Origin of the sequence: Streptomyces paradoxus (assembly GCF_014202475.1) — a bacterium.
GTDB classification, from domain to species: domain Bacteria; phylum Actinomycetota; class Actinomycetes; order Streptomycetales; family Streptomycetaceae; genus Streptomyces; species Streptomyces paradoxus.
In genome coordinates this window covers 778486-804039 of record NZ_JACHGV010000002.1, presented here as the reverse complement: position 1 = coordinate 804039, position 25554 = coordinate 778486, and the positions used below count along the sequence as shown (strand labels likewise).

The following is a 25554-nucleotide window of genomic DNA, read 5'->3' as shown; positions in this document are numbered from 1 at the left end:
CCAGGCCAGTCGCAGAGTGCGGGCGTGGACGGGAAGGCGGAGCCCATGGCAACCCACGGAGCGCGGGGCCGAAGTGGTGGCCGGCCCACCCTCGAAGAGGTGGCGGCGCGCGCCGGTGTCGGCCGCGGCACCGTCTCGCGGGTGATCAACGGCTCGCCCCGGGTCAGCGACGCGACCCGCGCGGCCGTCGAGGCGGCGGTCGCGGAGCTCGGCTACGTCCCCAACACCGCGGCCCGCGCGCTGGCCGCCAACCGTACGGACGCGATCGCGCTGGTCGTGCCCGAGCCGGAGACCCGGTTCTTCGCGGAGCCGTACTTCTCGGACATGCTGAAGGGCGTCGGGGCGGCGCTGTCCGACACGGAGATGCAGCTGCTGCTGATCTTCGCGGGCAGCGACCGCGAACGCCGCCGCCTCGCGCAGTACCTGGCGGCGCACCGGGTCGACGGTGTCCTGCTGGTGTCGGTGCACGCGGACGACCCGCTGCCCGACCTGCTGGCCCAGCTGGAGATCCCGGCGGTGATCAGCGGCCCGCGCTCGTCGGCGGAGACCCTGCCGTCGGTCGACTCGGACAACTACGGCGGCGCCCGCCAGGCCGTCGAGCACCTGCTGTCCCGGGGCCGGACCCGGGTCGCCCACATCACCGGCCGCCTCGACGTCTACGGCGCCCAGCGCCGTGTCGACGGCTACCGCGAGGCCATGAGCGACGCCGGCCACCGGGTGGACGAGGGGATGATCGAGGCGGGGGACTTCACCGAGGAGGGCGGGCACCGGGCCATGGTGGCCCTGCTGGAGCGCCACCCCGACATCGACGCGGTCTTCGCCGCCTCCGACGTCACCGCATCCGGCGCCCGCCGGGCGCTGCGCGACGCGGGCCGCCGCATCCCGGAGGACGTGGCGCTCGTCGGCTACGACGACTCCGCCATCGCCCGCCACATGGAACCGCCGCTGACCAGCGTCCGCCAGCCGATCGAGGAGATGGGCCGCCGGATGATAGACCTCCTCCTCACCGAGGTCGCCGACCGCCGCCCGCTCGCGTCCCGCGGCCTGGAGCGCCGGCAGATGGTCCTGGCCACGGAGCTGGTGTCCCGGTCGTCGTCGTGACGTGACACCCGCTGCTGGACCGGTGGAGCAACTGGCCGGGGTGGACCGGGCCGTTCGGTCCGACCCGGCGGAACGGTTCCCCGGGGTGGGAAGGTTGGCGCGGTGGCGCCGCAGGGCCTCCACGCCGTCGTGCACGAACAGCCGCGCCCGGAGCGCCTCGCGGAGTTCGAACCGCAGCCCCTCAGACCCGCGCCGGTTCCGGCCGTCGCAGTAGGTATGCCGCCGCCGTCACGACCAGGACGGCCATGCAGGCGATGAACACCAGCCCCGCGCCCTCCAGGCCGATCGGGCCGGTCAGGAGGCCGACGCCGATCACGGGTACGGAGATGCCCGTGTAGGCGACCACGAACAGGGTCGAGATCACCGCCGCGCGCCGGCGCTCGGGGCTGGCCGCGGCCACGTCGGTGAGGGCGCCGCGGAAGGCCAGGCCCTGGGCGACTCCGCCGACGAGCGCGCTGGCGATCAGCAGGGACATCTGGTCCCACCGCAGCGCGCCGGCGAGCAGCGCCAGCCCGGCGAGGAGCCCGGCGCAGCCCAGCGGGAGGGAGTGCCGTACGCCGACCCGGCCGACCGCCAGCTGCCCGGCCGTCGAGGAGAAGAAGGCCAGCGCGACGATCAGCCCGCTCACGGCGTGGTCGTCCACGTGCAGGGACTCGGCGAGGAAGGCCGGGCTGACCGAGGTGAACACCCCGAACAGGGCGAAGCCGACGAAGGAGGCGGTGGCCGCGGGGCCGAACACCGCGCGCACCTGCGGGGGCAGAGCGGGCCGCTGCGGGCGTACGGTGCGCAGCGGCTGCCGCTCCCTGACCGTCTCCGCGAGCCGCAGCAGGACGGCGGCCGAGGCGGCCACCAAGGCGAGGTGGGTGACGAACGGCAGGTACAGCGGCCATGCGGCGTACTGGGCGAGCAGCCCGGAGAGCAGGGGACCGCAGCCCAGCCCGCCCATGTTGGCGGCCGTCGCCACGAACGTGGCCCGGGAGGTGCCGCCCTCGGGGGCCAGCTCCATCACGTACGCCGTGGCGGCGCCGGTGAACAGCCCGGCGGACAGCCCCGACAGCAGCCGCCCCGCGTAGAGCCAGCCGAGGCCGGTGGCGCACAGGAAGCAGACGGCGCTCAGCGCCGCGAAGCCCAGGCCGCACAGCAGCACCGGGCGCCTGCCCACGGCGTCCGAGGCGTTGCCGGCCAGCAGCAGCACACCGATCACGGCGAAGGCGTAGAGGGCGTACACCACGGTGACCGTCAGCTCGGAGAAGCCGAACTTGTCCTGGTAGAGGGGGTAGAGGGGCGTCGGCAGTGTGGTGCCGGCCATGCAGACGGCGAACACCGCCCCGCTGAGCACACACGCGCGCCATCCCGGGCGTCGACCGTCCATGCCGCCGACGGTAGCCAGAGCGCCGCGCCGCCCCGGAGAGGCGCGCAAAAAGCTTCAGCCGGTGGCTTCTTCCGAAGCCACCGGCTGATTACTCAGGGTGAGTGACGGGACTTGAACCCGCGGCATCCTGGACCACAACCAGGTGCTCTACCAGCTGAGCTACACCCACCATGACCGGCTTGGAGGTCAGTGACTTCCCTGACCGGCCGAGAAAAAGTGTACAGGGTCCGAAGGGGTGCTCGCGCCCGGCTTTCGCGGCGCCCCTCGACGAGCCCCCGGCCGGCCCTACTGAGCAGGCAGAACGTGCTTCGCCGCGATGGTCTTCGCGGTGTCGGAGTCGGGCCCGGGCTGGGGGACGAACACGGCCTCGCGGTAGTACCGCAGTTCCGCGATCGACTCGCGGATGTCGGCGAGCGCGCGGTGGTTGCCGTTCTTCTGCGGGCTGTTGAAGTACGCCCGCGGGTACCAGCGGCGGGCCAGTTCCTTGACCGACGACACGTCGACGATCCGGTAGTGGAGGTAGTTCTCCAGCGTCGGCATGTCGCGCAGCAGGAAGCCGCGGTCCGTGCCGACGGAGTTGCCGCACAGCGGGGCCTTGCCGGGCTCCTTGACGAACTCCCTCACGTACGTCAGGACCTGGTCCTCGGCGTCCTTCAGGGTGGTCCCGGCGGCGAGCTCCTCGAGCAGCCCGGAGGCGGTGTGCATCTGACGCACCACGTCCGGCATCGTCTCCAGCGCCTGCTCCGGCGGCCGGATGACGATGTCCACGCCTTCACCGAGCACGTTCAGCTCGGAGTCGGTCACGAGGGCGGCCACCTCGATGAGCGCGTCGTCCGACAGCGAGAGGCCGGTCATCTCGCAGTCGATCCACACCATGCGATCGTTCATGTGTCTAACCTTACGGCCCGCCGCCACCGGCCGGGCCGCCCGTGCCGGGAAAGCCGGAGGGCCCGCGAGGAGACGTGCTCCTCCCGGGCCCCGGCTACCGGATCAGGGTGCGCTGCGCTGCCCGGGCAGGCTCGCCGACAGGGCGGGGGACTGGCCGACCGCGCTCGCCGCCGCCGTACGACGGGACTGCAGCGGCACCGGGTGCTCCGGGTGGAGCGGGGTCGGTGCCTGGCCGGGCTGCCCCGGGTGCCCGGCGTGGCCCGGATGGCTCGGCATGCCGGAGCCGCCCGGAGCGCTCTCGGTCTCCTGGGGCCGCTCGCCCTGCGGGCGCCGGGCGCGGTAGGCGGCCCGGTAGGCGGCCGGGGACGAGCCCAGCTGGCGGCGGAAGTGCCCGCGCAGGGCCACCGGCGACCGGAAGCCGCAGCGCCCGGCCACCTCGTCCACCGAGTAGTCCGACGTCTCCAGCAGGCGCTGCGCCTGGAGCACCCGCTGGGTGATCAGCCACTGCAGCGGAGCGCTGCCGGTCAGCGAGCGGAAGCGGCGGTCGAACGTACGCCGGCTCATGTACGCGCGTGCCGCCAGGGTCTCCACGTCGAACTGTTCGTGGAGGTGCTCCAGCGCCCAGGCGACGACCTCGGCGAGCGGGTCGGCGCCGATCTCCTCTGGTAAAGACCTGTCGAGGTAGCGCTCCTGCCCGCCGCTGCGGCGCGGTGGCACGACGAGGCGCCTGGCCAGGGCCCCGGCCGCCTCGTTGCCGTGGTCCGTGCGCACGATGTGCAGGCACAGGTCGATGCCCGCGGCCGTGCCCGCCGACGTCAGCACGTCGCCGTCGTCGACGAACAGCTCGCGCGGGTCCACGTGCACCGACGGATAGCGCTTGGCCAGCGTCGGTGCGTACATCCAGTGTGTCGTCGCGGGGCGGCCGTCCAGCAGGCCCGCCGCCGCGAGGACGAAGGCGCCGGTGCACAGCCCGACGATGCGGGCGCCCTCCTCGTGGGCGCGGCGCAGCGCGTCGAGCGCCTCCTCCGGTGGCGGAGAAGTGATCGAACGCCAGGCCGGTACGACGACCGTGCCCGCGCGTGAGATCGCTTCCAGGCCATGTGGTGCGGTGAGTTCGAGTCCCCCGGTGGTCCGTAGCGGACCGTCCTCGCCCCCGCACACCAGCAATCGGTAGCGCGGTACGCCGGCGTCCTGGCGGTCAACCCCGAACACCGACAGCGGTATGGAACTCTCGAAGATGGGGCCGCCGCTGAACAGCAGCACCGCGACGATCTCCTTGCGGCGTCGCCCGGAAAGTTTCCGGGCCGCGGCTTCCGGCGCGGCAGTGGAGTCGTGGCTCATACTGCTAAGCCCCCCTCGGTGGTCGCGGCTCCTCGGTTGTGTCGCTCCTGCACGTTTCCCCTCGGTCCTGCACGAGTCCCCCGCCGTAGACAGTCAAGATCGAATCTACTGTGTCGCGTCGTGCCGGAGTGGCCGGTTCACCACTCGGCACATTGTCGACTTGGCAACTTGGCGTGAAGCATTCGATCACGAAGCGTTGCACTCGTGGGGCGTGCAGGGAAGTGCGCCTTGTCGCAGTGGCCAATCCACGTAGGGTGCGCAGACCCCCTGAGGCCCTTTCCGTGCAGGTCGAACGGGGTCTGGGGGGTAGGGGGAGCGGGGGATGCACGGGGGCGTGAAGTTGGCTGAAAAGTGACGTGCGCGTGCGCGGAAACCGGTCAGCCGACCGGTGTATCTCCTCCGGTGTGCCGTCCGCCACGGTGGGACCCGGTTCCGGTGCGGTGGTGCCGGCCCCGGTGGGGTGCCCGGTCCTCGGCCGTGAGCCGGGCCGCGCCGCGCTCGGACTGGCGCAGCAGGACCCGGCAGGCGCCCGTGACGGCCGCGAGCCCGAGGGCCGTGCCGGCGGCGCCGGCCAGAGAGGCGCCGTAGGCGAGGAGTACCACCGGGACGAGCAGGCAGCTGAAGACGGCCCAGCGAACCACATCCGTCGCGGTGTCCCGCGGCGGCGGGGTCGCGCGGTCCGCCTCGGCGGCGGGGCGGGGTCCGGACATGCGTGCTCCCTGTGGCGTGACTCTCGGGGTTCAACGTGCGGCGGGGGCGTCGGTCACTGGTTGCCCCGATCACCTCCGCGGGTAAGTGAATCCTGTGCAAACCGCCTGTACAGGGCAGCAACCATTGCGTTACGGGCGGTGCCTCGTGCATGCTCCCTGGAACCCGCGCGCACCGTGAGCGGGATCTGGGCTAAGGAGGCGTGCCGCCGTACCCTTGAGGGTATGGGGGTGGGAAGACCATTCCCGGACACAGCTCCGCCGCACACTGTTGTCCCCCATATAAGGATCACAACGCCGAGACAGCCATGGCCGGTCACGAATTCTTCGAACCCGCGGACCGCAAGCGGCCCGTCGCCGATCCCACGGCGGCCGAGCCCCTGGCGGCGGAAGAGCCACGCCATTCCTGCGATCCCGCCTTCAAGCACGGGGTCGTCGTCGGCTTCGACGGCTCCACGTCCAGTGAGCGCGCCCTGGCGTACGCGATCGGCATGGCCCACCGCTCCGGGTCGGGCCTGATCATCGTGCACGTCGCCAACCGCCTGCCGACCACGGTGTGGGCCGGCTGCGAGCCGCCCGTGTTCGTGGACGTGCCGGACCACCGCACCGAGGTGCTCGGTCTCGAACTGGCCTGTGCGGACTACCTCGCCGAGGTGCCCTGGATCCTGGTCGAGCGCGGCGGTGACATCTGCCACGAACTCGAAGAGGTCGGCCGGGAGTACGAGGCCGACGCGATCGTCGTCGGCTCCACCCACGGCATCGTGGGGCGCATCTTCGGCTCGGTCGCGGGGCGCCTCGCCAAGCGGGCGCAGCGGCCCGTCATCGTCATTCCCTGACGCTCGGTTCCTTCGTGCGACGCGCGAATCTACTCGTGCGTAGAAGGTGTTTGTGCCCTTGTGAAGGGCATATACGGGACACCGCACAACTGCACATGCACGAAGGGAGCCCGCCGTGGACAAAGACGTCTCCGCGGGAAGCGGAATCACGACCGTGGCCGGTCGACTCGCCCTGGGAATCACCCTGTTGGCCTTCGGGCTGGGGCACACCGCTGTGATCGACGGCGTATCGGCCGCTGACGCCTCATCAATCGCCCAGTACGTGGGGGGTATTGCGCTCTTCGTCGCGGGGCTGGTGGCCCTGCGGGAGGGTGACGGCGTCGGTGGTACGGCGTTCTCGGTGCTCGGGGCGCTGTGGTTCACGTGGGCCGTGTCCGACGGTGCCTCCGGCAACGGGGCAGGTCTGTTCCTGCTGTTGTTCGCCCTGGCGGCGCTGTCGCTGACGCTCGCGGGCGGGGAGCAGCTCGGTCAGGTGATGTACGGGCTGTTCTTCGTCGCGCTGCTGCTCATGGCGGTCGCCGAGTTCGCCGGCAACGACGGACTCACCAAGGTGGGCGGGTGGTTCGCCGTGGCCGCGGGGGCGGTGGCCTGGTATGCGGCGACCGCGATGCCGGCGCACTGGCCCACGGCCCTTCCGCGGCGTGCTGCCGGCCGGGGCGTGACGGCCACCGGTTAGCCGCGCGGGCCGGGGAGTTGGGCGGCTTCCCGGCGATGAAAACGGACCCCCTGTGCTTGGTGGCAGCACGTGGGGGTCCGTCCTCATCGTTCGGCCTGTGCAGGTGCGTTGGGGTTGTTCGCGCCGTTCCCCGCGCCCCTGAGAAGAAGGCCTCTACTCCACCGTCACCGACTTGGCCAGGTTGCGGGGCTTGTCGATGTCACGGCCGAGCGCCAGGGCCGTGTGGTACGCCAGGAGCTGGAGCGGGATGCCCATCAGGATCGGGTCCAGCTCGTCCTCGTTCTTCGGGACGACGATCGTCTCGTCCGCCTTCTCCTGGGGCTGGTGGGCCACCGCGAGGATCCTGCCGCTGCGGGCCTTGATCTCCTCCATGGCGGCGCGGTTCTTCTCCAGGAGGTCGTCGTCGGGGACGATCGCGACCGTCGGGAGGGCCGGCTCGATGAGGGCCAGCGGGCCGTGCTTGAGCTCCGAGGCGGGGTAGGCCTCGGCGTGGATGTAGGAGACCTCCTTGAGCTTCAGGGAGGCCTCACGGGCCACCGGATAGCCCCGGACGCGGCCGATGAAGAGCATCGAGCGGGCCTCGGCGAACTGCTGGGCCAGCTTCTTGACGTCCTCCTCCTGCTCCATGATCTCGGCGATCTGCGCGGGCAGCTTGCGCAGGCCCTCGATGATCCGCTTGCCGTCCCGGACGGAGAGGTCACGGGTGCGGCCGAGGTGGAGGGCGAGGAGGGCGAAGGCGACCGTGGTGTTGGTGAAGCACTTGGTGGAGACGACGCAGACCTCGGGTCCGGCGTGCACGTAGATGCCGCCGTCCGCCTCACGGGCGATCGCCGAGCCGACCACGTTCACCACGCCCAGGACGCGCGCGCCCTTGCGCTTCAGCTCCTGCACGGCGGCCAGCACGTCGTAGGTCTCGCCCGACTGGGAGACCGCGACGTAGAGGGTGTCGGGGTCGACGACCGCGTTGCGGTAGCGGAACTCCGAGGCCGGCTCGGCGTCGGCGGGGATGCGGGCCAGCTCCTCGATCATCTGGGCGCCGATCATGCCCGCGTGGTACGAGGTGCCGCAGCCGAGGATCTTCACGCGGCGGATCCGCCGGGCCTCGCGGGCGTCGAGGTTCAGGCCGCCCAGGTGCACGGTGGAGAAGCGGTCGTCGATGCGGCCGCGCAGCACGCGGTCCACGGCGTCGGCCTGCTCGTGGATCTCCTTGTGCATGTAGGTGTCGTGGCCGCCCATGTCGTAGGAGGCGGCCTCCCACTCGACGGTGGTGGGCTCGGCGGTGGTGCGGGTGCCCTCGGTGGTGTAGGTGCGGAAGTCGTCGGCCTTGAGGGTGGCCATCTCGCCGTCGTCGAGGGTGACGATCTGGCGGGTGTGAGCGACCAGCGCGGCGATGTCCGACGCGACGAACATCTCCTTCTCGCCGATGCCGAGGACGACCGGGGAACCGTTGCGGGCGACCACGATCCGGTCGGGGAAGTCGGCGTGCATGACGGCGATGCCGTACGTGCCCTCCACGAGCCGGAGGGTCTCGCGGACCTTGTCCTCCAGCTTGGTCGCCTGCGAGCGGGCGATGAGGTGGGTCAGGACCTCGGTGTCGGTCTCGGAGAGGAACTCGACGCCGTCCGCCTCCAGCTTGCGGCGCAGGTCGGAGGCGTTGTCGATGATGCCGTTGTGCACGACGGCGACCTTGTCGTCGGCCGACATGTGCGGGTGGGCGTTGACATCCGACGGGGCGCCGTGGGTCGCCCAGCGGGTGTGGGCGATGCCGGTCGTGCCCTTGAAGCGGGCCGGGACCTTCGCCTCCAGGTCACGGACGCGGCCCTTGGCCTTGACCATCTTCAGGCCGGACGCCTTCGGGGACGTGACGACGATGCCCGCGGAGTCGTAGCCGCGGTACTCCAGCCGCTGGAGGCCCTCCAGGAGGAGGGGCGCGACGTCACGCTTCCCGATGTAACCGACGATTCCGCACATATATACGTATTCCTAGCCGTAGACGATGCGCCGCAGCTGCCGGAGCGAGAGCTCCGGCGGGGCCACCGCGCGGTATTTGAGGTCCGCCTCGATCCGCTCGAAGATCGCCGCGTTCACCAGGCCCTGGGCCTGGAGCTCGCGGTGGCGGCGACGGACGTACTCCTCGGTCGTCTCGTCGAAGTAGGCGAGCACGTCCTGGATCACACGCAGCGCCTCGCCCCGGCCGAGGGCGGTGGACCGCGTCAGATGATCAACGAGTTCGTCGTGCACTCGCTAGATCCTGGGGTACCGGCGACTCTTTCGCAAGAATTCTGCCCGTTTTCGGGCAAGCGCCTGTTGGGATCCCTTGGGGGAACGTTGAACGTGTCATGAGCGCCTGTTCGTGAGGCGTCCACCGGATGTCCGGCATTCCGTTGCCCGAGGCGTCGATTTTTGGACGCCATGGACACTCCTCGTATGGGCGTACCCGAGCGGCTCGCCGAGCGCATGAGCATGGCCGAGCAGCACGAGTACCTGCGCACCCGGTTCTCCCGGCGCACGATGATCAGAGGCGGAGCCGTCACACTCGGCGCCGTCGCGGGTGGCGCCTTCGTGCCGGGCGCCACCGCACAGGCGGCCGTACCGACCGCCCGCACCGCCCCCGCCACCGAGACCGTCGACGGCGCGCTCGTCGCCCCCTTCGGCCGCCACCTCGCCTACGGCACCGACCCGCGCACGGAGATGACCGTCTCCTGGCAGGTCCCGGTAGCCGTCAAGAAGCCGTTCATCCGCATCGGCGCCCACCCCACGGACCTCTCCCGCAGGATCGACGCCGAGGTCCGCACCCTCTTCACCCCGGCCGGTGTCGGCGCGAGCGGCAACCACACCCAGTACTACGTCCACGCCAGGCTGACCCACCTGCGCCCGGGCCGGACGTACTACTACGGCGTCGGCCACCAGGGCTTCGACCCGGCCGAGCCGCACCTGCTGGGCACCCTCGGCACCTTCACCACCGCCCCCGCGCACAAGAAACCGTTCACCTTCACGGCCTTCGGCGACGAGGGCGTCAGCTACCACGCGCTCGCCAACAACAGCCTGCTGCTCGGCCAGAACCCGGCGTTCCACCTGCACGCGGGCGACATCGCGTACGGCGACCCGGCCGGCCAGGGCAGGACCGACGACACCGGCTTCGACTCGCGGATCTGGGACCAGTTCCTCGCCCAGACGGAGTCCGTCGCCAAGTCCGTGCCGTGGATGCCCGCCTTCGGCAACCACGACATGGAGGCCTGGTACTCGCCCAACGGCTACGGCGGCGAGGAGGCCCGCTGGACCCTCCCGGACAACGGCCCCGACAGGAAGAACCTCCCGGGTGTCTACTCCTTCATCCACGGCAACACGGCCGTCATCTCGCTCGACGCCAACGACATCTCCTTCGAGATCCCGGCCAACCTGGGCATCTCCGGCGGCACCCAGACCACGTGGCTGGAAGCCCAGCTCAGGAAGTACCGGGCCGCGCACGACATCGACTTCATCGTCGTGTTCTTCCACCACTGCGCCTACTGCACCTCCACCTCCCACGCCTCCGAGGGAGGGGTGCGGCAGGAGTGGGTGCCGCTGTTCGAGAAGTACACCGTGGACCTGGTCATCAACGGCCACAACCACCAGTACGAGCGCACCGACGTGATCAAGGGCGACAAGGTCGCCAAAAAACTCCCGATCGGCGGCACGGCCTACCCCGAGACCGAGGGCGTGGTCTACGTGACGGCCGGTGCGGCCGGGCGCAGTCTCTACGCCTTCAGCGCCCCGCTGTCGTACGAGGGCAACGAGCACGACGTGGAGTCCGTGGCCTCGTTCGTCAACGTCAAGGGCGGCAAGCAGAACGAGACCGTCGCCTGGTCACGGGTGCGCTACCTCGACTACTCCTTCCTGCGCGTCGACGTCACCCCCGCGCCGACGGGACGCCTGGCCACGCTGACGGTGCGCGGCATCGCCGAGAACGGTGACCAGGTCGACCACTTCACGGTGGCCCGCCGGGCGAAGTAGGCGCGCGTCCTACATCCGCTTGAGGACCGCCTGCTTGGCCAGGGCGAACTCCTCGTCCGTCAGCACGCCCGAGCGGTGCAGATCACCGAGCTCGCGCAGGCGGCGCAGCAGGGCGTCGTGATCGTCCTCGGCGGACGCGGCCGGAGCGGAAGGCAGTGCCGGCCGCGCGTCCACCGGGTCGTCGTCGGCGGACCGGGCCGGGTGCGGAAGCCTGGCCTGGACCGCCGCCGCGACCAGCGCCATCAGCGGGTCCTTCTTGAAGCCCCACAGCTCCACGGCGTTGGGGTCGTACTTGGGCGGCGTCTTGGTGGGCGCGTGCCGCACGGTGAAGCGCAGATGGCCGTTCTCCAGACCGGCCGCCGGGTGCCACTCCACGCCCGTGATGTCGGCGAGCGCCAGCGTGCGGGCGCCGGCGGCGGCCTTGGCGTCCTCCGTCTTCCAGTTCCACTCCAGGCGTATGCGCTCGCCGTCGAAACCGGCGGTGCCGTCCCCGGCGGACACCGACAGGGGGACGGAGGGGCCCGGCAGCAGGTACGCGTCGACCGGCCCGGCGGGGACCTGGTCGAGGAGCAGGGCGCTGCGGACCTCGTCCACGAAGTACTCCGCGACGCCGTACCGGTCGGACTCCACGATCAGCTGGTACGGGTCGTGGGGCTCGGTGAGCCGGCCGCCGGTGGCGTGCAGCAGCGGGTCGGCGCCGTCACGAAGCCGCAGCCTGAGCCGCCCGGCCTTCTTGCCCTGCTCCAGCGAGATGCCGGCCAACGCCCCCAGCGGCACGACCAGTTCACCCAGCTCCTTGCGTAACAGGCTGACGTTCTTGTCCCGTCCCGGAGTCAGCCGCAGTGCGTCCCCGTCGAAGGCCCATGTGCCGTCCTTCTGGATGATTTCCGCCATGGGGTGGATTGTTCCACCCGTCTCACGAGAGAGTGGTCCAGACCTCCTGGAGCTCAACGGCTCGTGAAGGGACACGCTTGTGAGAGATGGCCGTGTGAGACAGCACCCCAGAACGCTCCGCCTTCTCGGCTCCCTGCTGCTGGTCGCGATGACCGCCTCGGTGACCGGGGCCGCTCCCGCACCGGCGGCATCGCCCACCCCGCTCGACCGGGTGGTCCCCGCGCCCGCGTCGGCGGACCCGGGCGGATCCCCGTACCGGATCACCCGCGGCACGCACATCCGCGTCGACGGTTCCCGCGAGACCCGGGGTGTCGGCGAGTACCTCGCGAGGATCCTGCGCCCCTCGACCGGCTACCGCCTCCCGGTCACCGCCCAGGGCGCGGGCGGCATCCGGCTGCGCATCGCCGAGGGTCCCTTCGGCGCCGAGGGGTACCGGCTCGACAGCGGCCGGGGCGGCGTCACCATCACCGCCGCCCGGCCCGCCGGGCTTTTCCACGGCGTCCAGACCCTGCGCCAGCTCCTGCCCGCGGGCGTCGAGAGGGACTCCGTCCAGCCCGGCCCGTGGCTGGTCGCGGGCGGCACGATCAAGGACACCCCCCGCTACGGCTGGCGCGGCGCCATGCTCGACGTCTCCCGGCACTTCTTCACCGTCGACCAGGTCAAGCGCTACATCGACCAGCTGGCCCTCTACAAGATCAACAAGCTGCATCTGCACCTCAGCGACGACCAGGGCTGGCGGATCGCCGTCGACTCCTGGCCGCGGCTCGCGACCTACGGCGGTTCGACGCAGGTCGGCGGCGGGCCCGGCGGCTTCTACACGAAGGCCGACTACAAGGAGATCGTGCGGTACGCCGGCTCGCGCCATCTGGAGGTCGTGCCCGAGATCGACATGCCCGGCCACACGAATGCGGCGCTGGCTTCGTACGCCGACCTGAACTGCGACGGCGTGGCGCCGCCGCTGTACACCGGCACCGAGGTCGGCTTCAGCTCGCTGTGCGTCGGCAAGGAGATCACGTATGACTTCGTGGACGACGTGATCCGGGAACTCGCCGCGCTCACGCCGGGCAGGTACCTCCACATCGGGGGCGACGAGGCGCACTCCACGAGCCACGAGGACTACGTGACGTTCATGGACCGGGTGCAGCCGGTCGTCGCGCAGTACGGCAAGACCGTGGTCGGGTGGCACCAGCTGACCGGGGCGACCCCGGCGCCGGGCGCTCTCGCGCAGTACTGGGGGCTCGACGGCACCAGTGCCGAGGAGAAGGAGCGGGTCGCGAAGGCCGCGCGGAACGGGACGGGACTGATCCTGTCTCCGGCCGACCGGGTGTATCTCGACATGAAGTACACGAAGGAGACGCCGCTGGGGCTGTCCTGGGCGGGGTATGTCGAGGTGCGGCGGTCGTACGACTGGGATCCCGGGGCGTATCTGCCGGGGGTGCCGGGGGATGCGGTGCGGGGGGTCGAGGCGCCGATGTGGTCGGAGACGCTGGAGAATTCCCGGCACATCGAGTACATGGCGTTTCCGCGGTTGCCCGGTGTTGCCGAGCTGGGGTGGTCGTCGGCGGCTTCTCACGACTGGGAGCGGTACAAGGTTCGGCTTGCCGCGCAGGCTGAGCGGTGGGACGCCCTGGGGATCGACTATTACCGGTCGCCCCAAGTGCCGTGGCCTGCGGCCGGCGGTCGGTGACTCGGCTGCGGGTGCGTGGGGGCTGGTCGCGCAGTTCCCCGCGCCCCTGAAAGATGCGCGGTTCCCCGCGCCCCTGAAGGGGCGCCCCCCGCAAGCAAGATGACGGGCACCCCGGAGGACCGTACTCCGGGGTGCCCGTCTGCTCGGGGTGATCAGAGGTCCGCTATGGGGTTCCTCAGGGTGCCCACCAGCTGGAGGGCGCCGGACGGGTCCGACAGGTCCACCATCTGTTCGTTGTTGCGGAGCTGGAGGCGGTTGAGGCAGGAGAGGGCGAACTCGGGGGCGAACATGTCGTACTGCTTGAACTTGTCGGCGAGTTCGGGCTTCGACGCCTGGTAGGCGCGGGTGACGTCCGCGACCGTGCGCCAGAAGTCGTCCTCCTCCAGGATGCCCTCGGTGGCGAGGTTCGCCGCGAGGAAGCGGAAGAAGCAGTCGAAGACGTCCGTGAAGATCGACAGGAGCTTCTTGTCCTCCGGGACCTCAACGCGCAGCCGCTCGACCGTCGGCGGCAGCACCGCGTCCGGGTCCATGACCGCGATCTCCTCGGCGATGTCCTTGTAGATCGCCCGCTGCACGACCCCGTCCTTCAGCACGAGGATGACGTTCTCCCCGTGCGGCATGAACACCAGGTCGTAGGCGTAGAAGCTGTGGAGCAGGGGAGTGAAGTAGGCCTGGAGGTAGCGGCGCAGCCACTCCGTGGGGGCGAGACCCGACTGCTCGATCAGGGCGCCCGCGACCGACGCCCCCTGGTGGTCGACGTGGACCAGCGAGGCCATGGTGGCCAGCTGCTCGCCCTCCCGGAGGGACGGCACCGGGCTCTCCCGCCACAGCGCGGCGAGCATCTTGCGGTAGGGCGAGTAGCGGTCCGTCGCCTGCTCGTACTCCAGGTGCCGGTAGCCGACGGCCGCCCGCTCCCGGATGATCGACAGGCCCGTGGACCGCAGCACCGGGTCGCCCTCGATGAGCTGGGCCAGCCAGTCGTTGATCGCCGGGGTGGCCTCCATGTAGGCCGCCGACAGGCCCCGCATGAAGCCCATGTTGATGACCGACAGGGCGGTTTTGACGTAGTGCTTCTCGGGGCTGGTCCTGTTGAAGAACGTCCGGATGGACTGCTGGGCCAGGTACTCGTCGTCGCCCTCTCCCAGGCACACCAGGTGCCGGCGGGCGACCTCGGCGGCGAAGGTGACGCTGAGCTTGTTCCACCACTGCCAGGGGTGGACCGGGATGAGCAGGTAGTCGGCCGGGTCGAGGTCCTGCTCGCGCAGGACGCCGTGGAAGCGCTCCACGGTCTCCGCGCCCAGCTCCTCGCGCAGGAACGACTCGTACTCGATGCCGACACCGGCGGTGAACGCGGCACGGGACCGGTGCGCGGCCAGCCACACCAGCCGCACCGGGCTCGCCGTCTCCGGCGCGTACGACAGGTACTCGTGGATGCCGAAGCCGAGCCGCCCGTTGTTGGCGACGAAGCAGGGGTGGCCCTCGGTCATGCCGGTCTCGATGGCCTGGAAGTCGCCGCGGGCGAGTTCGGCCGCCGTGACGTGCGGCTTGGTGAGCTTGTAGCAGGTGCCGGAGAGGGTGGAGGAGATCTCCTCCAGGTAGACCGGCAGGATGTCGTCGCCCAGGCCGAGGGACTTCTGCAGTTCGATGAAGAAGTCCAGCGCGGCGAGGGGGAGTTCGGAGCCGTCCCGGTGGCGGGTGATCGACTCGGCGTCCACCTGCCAGTGGTCCAGGGCCCGGCGGGCGGCCGTGAAGCGGTAGCTCGTCAGGCCGTCGTCGCTGCGGACGACGTACTGCTCCCCGTCCTCCTCGGGGGTGATCAGCCGCTCGTGCGCGAACTCGGCGAGGGCTTTGCGGATCAGGAGGCGGTTGGCCCGCGCCCAGCGGTGGGGGGACAGATGCGCTACGGCGTCGGACAGGGTCATACGGCTACTCCTCGGGCGGCCAGGAACTGTGCGCGCGTGCAGAAGCTGAGCAGGGCGCGCTTCTCCGGCTTGTCGATCTCACGCTCGGGCACGAAGCCGACGGCCTCGTTGAGCGCGTGGACTGCCTTGTTGCTCACGTCGGGCTCCACCACGACCCGGCGGGTGCGCGGGTCGGCGAACAGCTCGTCCATCACGGCGGTGATGACGGCCCTGGTGAAACCGTGGATCGGACGGTCGGTCGGTGCGACCAGGAAGTGCATGCCGACGTCGCCGGGCTCCGGGTCGTACAGGCCTTCCAGCTCGACATACCGGGGGTCGTACTTCTCCATCAGGAACGCCGGCCGGCCCTCGTGCAGGCCGATGAACGCGTCGTGGTGCTCGTGCGCGGCGATCCGCATGTACTCGCGCTCGACGTCCTGGAGTTTCGCGTCCTGCATCATCCAGTAGGCCGCCTTGGGGTGGGTGACCCAGGAGTGCAGCAGCTCGGCGTCCCTCAGGGGGTCCAGCGGGCGGACGGTGAGCGTTCCGATGCCGGTGGTGGCGCTCATACGGCGAACTCCTGGAACGCGATGGTCTTCTCCACCGGGTAGTACTCGCTGCCGAGCAGCTCGCGGATGATGTACGCGTTCCGGTAGGGGCCCATGCCCAGGTCCGGGCTGGTGATGCTGTGCGTGTGCACGCCGGCGTTCTGCAGGAAGACGCCCCGGCCGGTGACGTCGATCGCGTAGTTGCGGGCGACATCGAAGTTGCCGTGGGAGTCGTAGACCAGGCGGTCCTTGACCGGGGCCAGGAACTCCGGCTCGGCGTACTTGTAGCCCGTGGCCAGGACCAGGCCCTGCGAGGCCAGCTCGAACTCCTTGCCCTGCTCCTCCTGGCGGAAGCCGAGCGTGTACGTGCCGTTCTCGTGACGCGCGCTGGTCAGGGCGGAGTTGGTGATGAGCCGGGTGGGGACCGGGCCGCCGAGGTTCTTCTGGTAGAGCAGGTCGAAGATCTCGTTGATGAGGTCGCCGTCGATGCCCTTGAACAGGCCCTTCTGCTCGGCCGTGAGGCGGTAGCGGGTCGCCTCCGGCAGCTCGCGGAAGTAGTCGACGTACTCGGGGGACGTCATCTCCAGCGTGAGTTTGGTGTACTCCAGCGGGAAGAAGCGCGGCGAGCGGGTGACCCAGTTCAGCCGGTAGCCGTGGACGTCGATCTCGCTGAGCAGGTCGTAGTAGATCTCGGCGGCCGACTGGCCGGAGCCGACCAGCGTGATCGAGTCCTTCCTCTGCAGCTCCGCCTTGTTGTCCAGGTAGCGGGAGTTGTGGATGAAGTCGCCGCCCAGGCCCTGGCAGGCCTCGGGTATGTGGGGCGGGGTGCCGGTGCCCAGGACCAGGTGACGGGCCCGGTAGGTGTCGCCGGCCGTGGTCCGCACGACGTACAGCTCGTCCTCGTACGTCACCTCGGTCACCGTCGTGCCGAAGCGGATGCTGCTCAGTTTGCCCGCGGCCCAGCGGCAGTAGTCGTCGTACTCGACGCGCAGCGGGTAGAAGTTCTCGCGGATGTAGAACGAGTACAGCCGGCCCTTCTCCTTCAGGTAGTTCAGGAAGGAGTACGGGGACGTCGGGTCGGCGAGGGTGACCAGGTCCGACATGAACGGGGTCTGGAGGTGGGCACCGTCCAGGAACATGCCCGCGTGCCACTCGAAGTCGGGCTTGGACTCCAGGAAGACGCCGTCGAGCTCGTCGATCGGCTCGGTCAGGCAGGCCAGGCCGAGGTTGAAGGGGCCGAGCCCGATCCCCACGAAGTCATGGGTTCTGGTCGGGTTGTCAGGACGCGCGGTCAAGGGACTCTCCCAGGTACTGCTCGGCGTGGCCGGCGATCAGGTCGAGGACGGCGGCGATGTCGGACGCCTGCGTCTCGGGGTTGAGCAGGGTGAACTTCAGGTAGTGACGGCCGCCGACCTTGGTGCCCGCGACGATGGCGTCACCGGAGGCGAACAGGGCCTTGCGGGCGTAGAGGTTGGCGCGGTCGATCTCGGCGGGGTCGGTGACGGCCGCCGGGATGTAGCGGAAGACCAGCGTCGACAGGCTCGGCTCGACGACGACGTCGAAGCGCGGGTCGGCGGCGATCAGCTTCCAGCCCTCCCGGGCCAGATCGCACACCTCGTCGAAGAGCTGCCCGATGCCGTCGGCGCCCATGGTCCGCAGGGTCATCCACAGCTTGAGGGCGTCGAAGCGGCGGGTGGTCTGCAGGGACTTGTCCACCTGGTTGGGGATGCGCTCCTCCACCATGCGGCGCGGGTTGAGGTACTCGGCGTGGTAGGTGGCGTGGCGCAGCGTGGCGGCGTCCCGCACCAGCACGGCCGACGAACTCACCGGCTGGAAGAAGGACTTGTGGTAGTCGACGGTGACCGAGTCGGCGCGCTCGATGCCGCTGATGCGGTCCCGGTGCTTCAGGGAGGCCAGCAGGCCGCAGCCGTACGCGGCGTCGACGTGCATCCAGGTGCCGAACTGCTCGCACAGTTCGGCGATCTCGGGCAGCGGGTCGATGGAGCCGAAGTCGGTGGTGCCGGCGGTGGCGACGACGGCCATGGGGACGAGGCCGTCCTTCGTGCAGCGCTCCAGCTCGCGGGCGAGCGCGACGGTCTGCATGCGCTTGTCGTGGTCGACGGGTATGGAGATGACGGCGTCCTGGCCGAGGCCGAGCAGCTTCGCGGACTTCTTCACGCTGAAGTGGCTGACCTCGGAGGCGAAGATGCGCAGTTTGGCCAGGGAGTCGGTCTTCGCCTCCTCACGGGCCAGCAGCAGTGCCTGGAGGTTGGACTGGGTGCCGCCGGAGGTGAACACGCCGTCGGCGGCCGGGCCGAGGCCGATCCGCTCGGTCGTCCAGTCGATGAGTTTCCGCTCGATGAGCGTGCCGCCGGCCGACTGGTCCCAGGTGTCGAGGGAGGAGTTGACGGCGGACAGGACGGCCTCGCCGAGCACGGCCGGGATGACGACCGGGCAGTTGAGGTGGGCGAGGTAGCGGGGGTGGTGGAAGTAGATCGCGTCCCGGAGGTAGACGTCCTCCAGTTCGTCGAGCACCGCGGTGGTGTCGTGCAGCGGCTGGTCGAGGTCGATCTCGTCGATGCGCGGGGAGAGCGCGTCGACGGTGATGCCGGTGAACGGCCGGTCGGTGGTGGCGAGTTTGGCGGCCACCCGCTCGACTCCGTCGGTCACGGAGCGGCGGTACTGCTCCGCGGTGGTGTCGTTGAGCAGGTGCGAGCGCATGTGGGGGTCCTCCGGTGGGGACAGTCCGGTGTGGGACGGGATGGGCTGATCTCCGGCGTCCGAAACTTAGGTAAGCCTAACCTGACTTGATCGAGTTGAGGGCGGGCTCTGCCGTGACCGTGGTCACTCGTGTCACCACGGTCCTGGTGGGAGCTGCGGCTACCCCTCGGCCCGCAGCTGCTCCTCGCTCACGCCCCGGCGCCAGTAGCCGACGAAGGTCACGCTGCGGCGGTCGATCCCGCGCTCGCGCACGAAGTGCCGGCGCAGCTCCTTCACGCACCCGGACTCGCCGGCGATCCAGACGTACGGCCGCTCGGCGGACGGGAGACGGGCGGCGCGGAGAGCGTCGAGGGCCATGAGAGCGCCCTCGGTGCCCCGTTCCTCCCTGACGAGCCAGGTGATCTCGGCGTCGGCCTCGGTCGCCAGGTCCTGGATGTCGCCGGCGTGCGGGACCTCCAGCCAGACCCGGGCGCGGGTGCCGGCCGGCAGCGCCTCGATGATGGCCGAGGCGGCGGGTACGGCGGTCTCGTCGCCCCATACGACGACGAGGTCGGTGTCCTGGGGCGGCCGGAAGCGGATCGCCCGGTTGTCGGCGACGGCCGGGCCGAGCAGCAGGACGCGGTCCCCGGCGGTGGCCCGGGCGGCCCAGCGGGAGGCCGGACCGGCCTGGACCGAGGCGCCCGGCTCGATGCCGTGCAGGGCGAAGTCGATGTCGATCTCGTCCGGGTCACGGCGCAGACCGCGCAGGGTGTACGAGCGCATCACGGCCCGTACGTCCTCCGGGAGTTCGCGCCAGCCCTGCCACCAGCCGTCCCCCAGTTCGAGCGGGACGACCGGCTCGGGCTGCCCCGGGTGCGGCAGGAACAGCGACAGGGACTGGTCGTGCCCGTCGGAGTGGAAGGCGTGCAGGTCCGGCCCGCCGAAGGTGACACGGACCAGGGACGGGCCGAGCCGCCTCGTCCGCACGACCTGAAGGGAGAAGAAGCGGAACGGGGCGGCTACGGCGGTAGTCACGTGCGGCTCCTGGGCGTCAGGAAGTGAGGGGGGTTCAGGCGACCTTCTTGGCCGACTCGATGGCCTTCGCGAGGTTCTCCACCAGCGGCGTGCACTTGTCGTACGACAGGATCGGCTCGGGCGAACGCGCGATGACCTGCCCGGCCTTGACCGCGGGCAGCTTCTTCCAGGTCGCCTCGGTGATGTCGGCCGGCTGGATGGTCGAGGCGCGGTCGTCCATCATGATGATGTCCGCCGGGTACTTGTCGACGTTCTCCCAGCTGAGGTTCTCGAACCAGCCGCCGTTGGCCTCCATGGCCTTCTTCGGGGGCTCGACGAGGTTCACGCCGAGGGCCTTGAAGTACTCCAGGTCGATGGAGAAGTTGGAGCCGGAGACGTAGAAGATGGCGTCCGAGGCGGAACCGGCCAGCACCTTGATCTCGGGGCGGGACTTGGCGGCCTTGCGCAGCCGCTCGGAGGCGGCCTCGAACCGCTTCTTCGCCTCGACGACCTTCGCGGCCTTCAGGTCGGCGCCGAGGGACTCGGCGAGTTCGGCCATGCGCTGCAGCGGCTTCGGCATCTGACGGTCGAAGACCGAGAGGGCCACGCTCGGGGCGAGCTTGGCGATCTTGTCCTTGGACGCCTCCGGGACGTACCAGAGGGTGCCGGCCGCGTCGAACGTGGTGGTGATGAGCACCTCGGGCTGGAAGGCCGCGTACTGCTCCACGTTGAACTGGTCGAACCGGTTGCCGAAGACGGTCAGCTTGCTGACGTCCATGTCGCCGGCCTGGACGTCGGCCTTGCCGTCCTTGGTCTTGGTCGGGCCGAAGACCCCCTCGACCTCGATGCCGTAGTCGTACAGCGCGGCGGCGACGCCGGTGAACGCGACGATCTTCGTGGGGACCTGGTCCAGGCTCACGGTCTTGCCGCGGTCGTCCTTGAAGGACCAGGGGCCGGACTTGGCGGCGCCCTTCGCGTCCGAGCCGCCGCTCTTGGAGTCCTCACTGCCACACGCGGTCACGAGGGCGCCGAGCCCGAGAGCGCCACCGGCGGCGAGCAGGCCGCGACGGGAGAAACGGGCGGTTCTGGCGTTCGACATGACGGGGTCTGCTTTCGTGCGTACGGAGCCACTGCGGGCACGGCTGTCAGCCGCTTGGCTGGAAACAAGCTTAGGTTAGCCTAACCTGCATTTGTGTCCAGGGCCCCCCTTGTTCGTGCCCGAGGTGTGTGAGGCGATGCCCGTAGGGGCGGTGATCCGGATCACGAGGCGCAAGGGCAGGGAGACTTCACCCAGGCAAGCGTGAAATCCCGCCACGCCGTGTGCAGTTGCACAGGGGTGATGGACGGTCGCTCAAATCGCGGCCGGCCAGTAGTCGTTGAGGGCTCCGGGAATGCGTAATGTGAGTCACATGTGATCCTGCTGTGAAAATTGTGAGTGACACCCAGCGTGGCGGACTGATACGTTCCCGGTGACCACCGAACCGAACATCGGTTCCCAATGCGCGCTTTTCACGGGGGAATGCTGCGCTATGTCTCGCGACGCCTTACGTGTCACCTTGCAGCCCATCGCACTCATGTGCCCGGCGCGGCCGCGTCCTGACCACCGCGGCCGGTGACTGCGTGATCTCTCGCTCTGCGTGACAGCAACTCCTCCCTTCGCTGACGGCGCCGTGCGTTCCATCGCAATCGGAAAGCACATCCGTAGAAAGAGACCCACTTGAGACGCAACGCCATGCTGAGGCGTGCGCGGTTACCGCTGACGGCAGCCCTCACCCTGGCTCTGTCCGCCGGTGTCGCCACGACGCAGGCATTCGCTGCGGCCCACCCGCAGGGGGAAGCCAAGGGCTGGTCGGCACCGGCCGCCCACGACCCGGGGACCAAGCCCGGCGACCAACCCGCCGCCGTCCCGACCGACCGACGCCCGGAGGTCCTGGGCGAGGACTACAAGAAGTCGTCCGACCAGGCCTTCACCACCTCCGGTGACGGAACCGGCTTCCACGTCCTCATAGCGGACGAGAAGCAGGGGTACGCCTGGAAGACGGCGGCCACTCTGTCCGAGCCCGGCTTCGACACCGACTCCTGGATCGGCAACGCCTGCCTGACCGAGTCCGGGAAGCACGCGGCCGTCGCCTACGCGCCCCGCACCTTCACCAACAAGCCGGAGCTGATGACGCGCGGAGCGTTCACCGCCGTCGTCGACCTGACCGACGGTCATGTCACCAAGCTGCCCTTCCAGGCCACGCTGGGCTACTTCTCGCCGGGCTGCGGCCAGGGCGAGGAGGCGGTGTTCACGGCGCTGACCGACGACCGGTCCGCGAAGAACCAGACCCGGCTGGTCACGGTCGACGCCGGCACGGGGATCGTCGGCGCCAAGCAGACGGTCACCGGGCAGGTCACCTCGGCCGTGCCCACCGACCAGGGCATCGTCGCCGCCGCCGGAAACCACATCGTGAGGGTCGAGGGTGGCAAGGCCCGCGACGTCGCCACCACGAAGGCCTGGCCGTTCCAGCTCAAGGCCGACGCCGACGGCGGTGTCACCTTCATCGACCCGGCTCCCAAGCCGTCGAACGCGCGCAGCGCCGCGGCCGCCCAGAACACCGCCACGGTCTCCCGGGTCAGCCCCGGGCAGATCAAGAAGGCCGACGGCCGGAGCAGGGCCGCCGGGCTCGCGCAGGGCAAGCTCGACGAGTTCGACCTCACCGCCACCCCCTCGGGCCGCGTGTACGTGACCGGCAAGGCCGCCTCCACCGCCCGCGCCGAGGCCGGCGCGCTGAACAACCCCGGCGGCCTCGACAAGGACGCCCGTGTCTCCAGCCGGGGCCAGGCCGTCGTCGCCGCCCGCTGGGCGGACGGCAAGGACTCCCGGATCCGCCCGCAGGAAGCCCTGGAAGCCCGCACCGTCCGCACCACGGTGGAGACCCTGGACACCCGCAAGACCGTCGTCCTCGACGCTCCCCCCGGTTCCGAGCCCGTCGGCGGGCAGCGCGAGATCGCGCAGGGAACCCGGACGAGCCCGGTCCTGCTCGCACAGGGCGCGAGGGGCCAGGGCGAGAAGGCCTCGTTCGGCGCACGCGCCGCGGGCAACGACACGGTCGAAGCCGACCGTTACTGCTCGGTCCCGCGCAACGACCCCAAGAAGCAGGCCTTCCAGCCCACCCCTCGCCAGGTCGAGTGGGCCGTTGACCAGGCCGTCGTCGGCAAGCTCAACAAGGGCGCCACCCGCCCGGCGAACTGGAAGAACACCGGCATGGCGGCCTACGCGCCGCAGACGCTCTTCCCGCTGACGCCGCTGGCCGGTGGCTCCGGGGAGGACTGGCACGTGCCCGCGCAGGTGATGCTCGGCATCACGGCGCAGGAGTCGAACATGTGGCAGGCCACTCGCCTGGCGGTGCCCGGTGTCACGGCCAACTCCCTGATCGGCAACTTCTACGGCGTCGAGTACGCGGCCAGCGGGCAGCAGCAGGACCCGTGGGCGATCGACTTCGCCGAGGCCGACTGCGGCTACGGCATCACGCAGGTCACCGACGGCATGCGGGTGCACGGAAAGGAGAAGAAGGACGAGAAGCCCAAGACGACGGCGCAGCAGGAGGCCGTCGCGCTGGACTACGCGGCGAACATCGCGTCGGGTGTCAACATCCTCATCGAGAAGTGGAACACCACGCGCAAGGACGGCCTGGAGATCAACGACGGCCATCCGAAGTACATCGAGAACTGGTTCTACGCCCTGTGGGCCTACAACTCCGGGTACTACCCGAAGTCCTCGCCACAGAACGGCAAGTGGGGCGTGGGCTGGACGAACAACCCGGCCAACCCGCTGTGGAAGGAGAACCGGACCCCGTTCCTGGAGAACTCCGCTGGCAAGGACGACTACAGCCACGCCTCGCACCCACAGGACTGGCCGTACGAGGAGAAGGTGATCGGCTGGGCCGCCCGTCCGATCGCCGCCATGTTCAAGCCGGGTGACATGCAGGCGGGTTACCGCGCCGCCTGGTGGAACTCCAACGACGCCCGGACCTCGGCCAAGCCGCCCGTCTTCACCTTCTGCGGCACACAGAACGACTGCGTGCCCACGAAGATCACCGAGGGCGCCTCCAACGACGACGGCAAGGGCCCGTGCGCACTGCCCGGTGACCCCCACGACGACAATCCGCTCTACCTGAAGTGCTGGTGGAACCAACGCGTCGCCTGGAAGAACTGCACGACCGAGGCCCGGTGCGGCAACCCGGTCCACCGGTTCGACGACACCTATCCCGAGCAGCCCGACGAGAACTCCTACCCGCCCCGCTGCAACACCGGCCTGCCGGCCGGGGCGCTGATCGTGGACGACCTGCCCAGCGGCAGCATCCCCGCGGGCTCCTCGGGACGTACCTGCACCGTGGCGTCGAAGGGCACATTCCAGTTCACCTTCGCCGGCGAGGGCGGCAAGTACCCGTCGAAGATGGACCTGCACCAGATCGGCGCGGGCAACAACAACCACTTCTGGATGGGGCACACCCGCTGGCTCGCGACCTCGGACGGAAAGCGGCTGAACGTCGCCGGGAAGTGGACGCTGGGCGGCACCCAGCGCGGCTGGATGCGCGTCTTCGTGCACATGCCGGACCACGGCGCCCACACCCGGCAGGCCGCCTACCGGGTCGGCGGCACCGACTCCACGTCGCCGGTCCGGGTGCACCCGCAGCGGATCGGCTCCAACAAGTGGGTCGACCTGGGCGTGTTCAACTTCACCGGCACGCCGACCGTGACCCTGGACTCCGACACCGAGGACGGCACCGGCGACGAGGACATCGCCTGGGACTCGGTGGCCTTCCAGCCGCTGTCGGCCAAGCCGAAGGACTTCGTCGTCGGCATGGGCGACTCGTACTCCTCCGGTGAAGGCGCGTCCGAGGGCAACCGGGACTACTACCCGGAGACCAACTACCTCGACGAGCAGAACAAGAAGACCCGCAACGCCTGCCACCGCTCCACCCAGGCGTGGTCGCGCCAGGCGAAGATCCCGGGCCGCTCGCAGTCCGTCGGCGCCCTGGCCGACAGCCACGGCACCGCCATGGACTACCACCTGATCGCCTGCTCGGGCGCCCGCACCTACAACGTGGTGCACAACGGGATCGTGCAGTCCAACGGTGGTGAGGTGACGCAGATCGACAAGGGTTACCTGGACCAGAACACCACTCTGGTCACCATCTCCATCGGCGGCAACGACGCACGCTTCGCCGACGTCATCCAGAAGTGCCTGGTCGCGTTCAACGGCGGCAACTGCAAGGACAAGACCTTCGAGGACGGTGACGTCGACCAGTCCGTCGGCGGTCGGGACCGCAAGTTCATCGGGCAGCCGCTGGAGAAGGCCGCGGTCGGTGTGATCAACGAAGTCGTCCGGCCGGACATCACCAAGGTCCTGACGGAGATCAGCCAGAAGGCGCCCAACGCCAAGATCGTGCTGATGGGCTACCCGCCACTGATCGAGGACAGGGGTGCGTGCATGAGCGTCACGGTCCCGGGCCTCGGCCAGATCGGTCTGTCCGCCTCGTCCACGGACTGGCTCAACAGCGTGGCCGACTCGCTCGCGGCCTCGATGCAGCGGGCTGTGGACGACGCGAAGGCCAAGGGCATCAAGGCCTGGTTCTCCAACCCGAAGCAGAACTTCGCGGGCAAGGCCGTCTGCGGTAACCCCGAGACCGTCCACGGCATCGTCAAGACGCTGGTGGACTCCGACCAGCCGGCCATGGACTACCCGATCATCAGCGGCTACGGCCTGTCGGCCCAGTCGTTCCACCCGAAGATCGGCGGCGCCCGCCTGTACGCCGACTCCCTGGAGCGCACCCTCGCCGGCATGGGCCTGTAAGCCCACCGTCGTCCCCGGGGCCCCGCACGGGCGGGGCCCCACCCGATCTCACCTTGG

Annotated in this window: 19 protein-coding genes and 1 tRNA gene; 6 read left to right on the top strand and 14 right to left on the bottom strand. The window is 70.0% G+C overall.

The genetic code is table 11. The annotated features are described in order from the left end of the window. The first annotated feature begins 45 nt into the window (after positions 1-45). A complete protein-coding gene (locus HNR57_RS08495; protein ID WP_184558455.1) occupies positions 46-1101 on the top strand; it encodes a LacI family DNA-binding transcriptional regulator in 1056 nt (351 codons plus the stop codon). Positions 1102-1282: 181 nt separating this feature from the next. On the opposite strand, the gene HNR57_RS08490 is transcribed toward HNR57_RS08495, so the two are convergent. From HNR57_RS08490 to HNR57_RS08470, 5 genes are all read right to left on the bottom strand, one after another. After that, positions 1283-2473, bottom strand: a complete 1191-nt coding sequence (locus tag HNR57_RS08490) for an MFS transporter (protein ID WP_184558453.1) — start codon at positions 2471-2473, stop codon at positions 1283-1285. A gap of 96 nt (positions 2474-2569) precedes the next feature. Beyond that, positions 2570-2642, bottom strand: a tRNA-His gene (locus HNR57_RS08485). A 116-nt stretch (positions 2643-2758) separates the two neighbouring features. Further along, on the bottom strand, positions 2759-3361 hold the full coding sequence (gene orn / locus HNR57_RS08480; RefSeq protein WP_184558451.1) for an oligoribonuclease: 603 nt from the start codon (positions 3359-3361) through the stop codon (positions 2759-2761). Positions 3362-3463: 102 nt separating this feature from the next. Then, on the bottom strand, positions 3464-4702 hold the full coding sequence (locus tag HNR57_RS08475; protein WP_184558450.1) for a helix-turn-helix domain-containing protein: 1239 nt from the start codon (positions 4700-4702) through the stop codon (positions 3464-3466). A gap of 377 nt (positions 4703-5079) precedes the next feature. Then, positions 5080-5412, bottom strand: a complete 333-nt coding sequence (locus tag HNR57_RS08470) for a hypothetical protein (protein WP_184558448.1) — start codon at positions 5410-5412, stop codon at positions 5080-5082. A gap of 305 nt (positions 5413-5717) precedes the next feature. On the opposite strand from HNR57_RS08470, the gene HNR57_RS08465 reads away from it, so the two are divergent. Together HNR57_RS08465 and HNR57_RS08460 are read left to right on the top strand one after the other, a co-directional pair. After that, entirely contained in the window at positions 5718-6245 is a 528-nt protein-coding gene (locus HNR57_RS08465; RefSeq protein WP_010047889.1) for a universal stress protein, read from the top strand. Between the two features lie 115 nt (positions 6246-6360). After that, entirely contained in the window at positions 6361-6921 is a 561-nt protein-coding gene (locus HNR57_RS08460) for a GPR1/FUN34/YaaH family transporter (RefSeq protein WP_184558447.1), read from the top strand. 153 nt (positions 6922-7074) lie between these two features. Here HNR57_RS08460 and glmS read toward each other — a convergent pair whose 3' ends face one another. After that, positions 7075-8892, bottom strand: coding sequence for a glutamine--fructose-6-phosphate transaminase (isomerizing) (glmS, locus tag HNR57_RS08455; protein ID WP_184558445.1), 1818 nt, complete (start codon positions 8890-8892; stop codon positions 7075-7077). A gap of 12 nt (positions 8893-8904) precedes the next feature. Further along, a complete protein-coding gene (locus tag HNR57_RS08450) occupies positions 8905-9162 on the bottom strand; it encodes a hypothetical protein (RefSeq protein WP_030838058.1) in 258 nt (85 codons plus the stop codon). Between the two features lie 186 nt (positions 9163-9348). Here HNR57_RS08450 and HNR57_RS08445 point away from each other — a divergent pair, with 186 nt between their 5' ends. Beyond that, a complete protein-coding gene (locus HNR57_RS08445) occupies positions 9349-10914 on the top strand; it encodes a purple acid phosphatase family protein (RefSeq protein ID WP_184558443.1) in 1566 nt (521 codons plus the stop codon). Positions 10915-10923: 9 nt separating this feature from the next. Here the strand turns inward: HNR57_RS08445 and HNR57_RS08440 are convergent, their stop codons facing one another. Then, positions 10924-11808: a DUF4429 domain-containing protein gene (locus HNR57_RS08440; RefSeq protein WP_184558441.1), complete on the bottom strand. Its 885-nt coding sequence runs from the start codon at positions 11806-11808 to the stop codon at positions 10924-10926. A 94-nt stretch (positions 11809-11902) separates the two neighbouring features. On the opposite strand from HNR57_RS08440, the gene HNR57_RS08435 reads away from it, so the two are divergent. After that, positions 11903-13495, top strand: coding sequence for a beta-N-acetylhexosaminidase (locus HNR57_RS08435; RefSeq protein ID WP_184558439.1), 1593 nt, complete (start codon positions 11903-11905; stop codon positions 13493-13495). Positions 13496-13647: 152 nt separating this feature from the next. On the opposite strand, the gene HNR57_RS08430 is transcribed toward HNR57_RS08435, so the two are convergent. The 6 genes from HNR57_RS08430 to HNR57_RS08405 all read right to left on the bottom strand — a co-directional run bounded on the left by HNR57_RS08430 (position 13648) and on the right by HNR57_RS08405 (position 20757). After that, on the bottom strand, positions 13648-15417 hold the full coding sequence (locus tag HNR57_RS08430; protein WP_184558437.1) for an IucA/IucC family protein: 1770 nt from the start codon (positions 15415-15417) through the stop codon (positions 13648-13650). Then, positions 15414-15965 (bottom strand): GNAT family N-acetyltransferase, encoded by a 552-nt coding sequence (locus tag HNR57_RS08425; protein WP_184558435.1) that lies wholly within the window; start codon positions 15963-15965, stop codon positions 15414-15416. Before HNR57_RS08425 ends, HNR57_RS08430 begins: the two co-directional genes overlap by 4 nt. After that, on the bottom strand, positions 15962-17239 hold the full coding sequence (locus tag HNR57_RS08420; protein ID WP_184558433.1) for a lysine N(6)-hydroxylase/L-ornithine N(5)-oxygenase family protein: 1278 nt from the start codon (positions 17237-17239) through the stop codon (positions 15962-15964). Before HNR57_RS08420 ends, HNR57_RS08425 begins: the two co-directional genes overlap by 4 nt. Then, positions 17223-18665 (bottom strand): lysine decarboxylase DesA, encoded by a 1443-nt coding sequence (gene desA / locus HNR57_RS08415; protein ID WP_184558431.1) that lies wholly within the window; start codon positions 18663-18665, stop codon positions 17223-17225. Before desA ends, HNR57_RS08420 begins: the two co-directional genes overlap by 17 nt. 159 nt (positions 18666-18824) lie before the next feature. After that, positions 18825-19679, bottom strand: a complete 855-nt coding sequence (locus tag HNR57_RS08410; RefSeq protein WP_184558429.1) for a siderophore-interacting protein — start codon at positions 19677-19679, stop codon at positions 18825-18827. A 34-nt stretch (positions 19680-19713) separates the two neighbouring features. Further along, entirely contained in the window at positions 19714-20757 is a 1044-nt protein-coding gene (locus HNR57_RS08405; RefSeq protein ID WP_184558427.1) for an ABC transporter substrate-binding protein, read from the bottom strand. A gap of 618 nt (positions 20758-21375) precedes the next feature. Here HNR57_RS08405 and HNR57_RS08400 point away from each other — a divergent pair. Beyond that, on the top strand, positions 21376-25497 hold the full coding sequence (locus tag HNR57_RS08400) for an SGNH/GDSL hydrolase family protein (protein WP_246554327.1): 4122 nt from the start codon (positions 21376-21378) through the stop codon (positions 25495-25497). The last annotated feature ends 57 nt before the right edge of the window (positions 25498-25554 follow it).